Origin of the sequence: Porcipelethomonas ammoniilytica (assembly GCF_025567485.1) — a bacterium.
Lineage (GTDB): Bacteria > Bacillota > Clostridia > Oscillospirales > Ruminococcaceae > Porcipelethomonas > Porcipelethomonas ammoniilytica.
The window spans coordinates 1-751 of the sequence record NZ_JAOQKH010000092.1 but is presented as its reverse complement, the minus strand read 5'-3'; the positions used below and the strand labels follow the sequence as shown (position 1 = coordinate 751).

Below are 751 nucleotides of genomic sequence, written 5' to 3'. Positions count from 1 at the left end.
CTTGATGTCACAAACTATATGTCCGTTGTATTTGTCATAGATTACATATGTTTGTGTTGACATTTTAATCCTCCATTCTTTTAGCTTGATATTCTCCATAGTTTACGGTATTTCGGGCAATATCGTTAATTCTTTTCATGCTATTTGACCTCGACCGTTTGACTTCATTTGCAGGCGATATGTATTCACCTGAATTTCTGATATTTCGCATATATTCACGTCTATTTTTGCGATGCCGTTCTTTGGCGCACTCGGTACAATATTTTTTGGAACTGCCTGAATTCGGCATCTCAACGCCGCATGAAACGCATATACGTGTAAATCTTTTATGTGCTGACATTTTCTAATCCTCCATATTTCAATTCTACGCCCGTTTTTAGGCGTTATGATTTTAACCCTGTAATTTCATTATAACACATTCAAAATTGATTACAGCGCATTCTAGACGGTATTTTGAGGCATGTATGATAACATTTCTCACACTTCGGCATTTTCAGCCCTCCTGTTCCAGTTCTCAATCGCTAATTCGACTGATTCAAATTCAGCAGTCCAACCATTTATTATTTCTACGCCAATTTCAAGCGATATTCCCATCATCACACCACACTCACCACACATAACCAGATATTTATTATTAAAATCATCTACCCCCACATTTGCCTTACCTCCACAAAACGGACACGGTTTTAATTTTTCATTCATTTTCTTCTCCTTTCAGCAATTCAGAATTATCAAAAACGTTTCCAACTAC

The 751-nt window shown here is 36.8% G+C and carries 2 protein-coding genes; both read right to left on the bottom strand.

The window, feature by feature from the left end:
• Positions 1–64 precede the first annotated feature (64 nt).
• Complete coding sequence (locus OCV67_RS13430) at positions 65–340, bottom strand: hypothetical protein (protein WP_147644418.1); 276 nt, start codon at positions 338–340, stop codon at positions 65–67.
• 137 nt (positions 341–477) lie between these two features.
• Complete coding sequence (locus OCV67_RS13425) at positions 478–702, bottom strand: Lar family restriction alleviation protein (protein ID WP_147644417.1); 225 nt, start codon at positions 700–702, stop codon at positions 478–480.
• Positions 703–751: the final 49 nt, after the last annotated feature.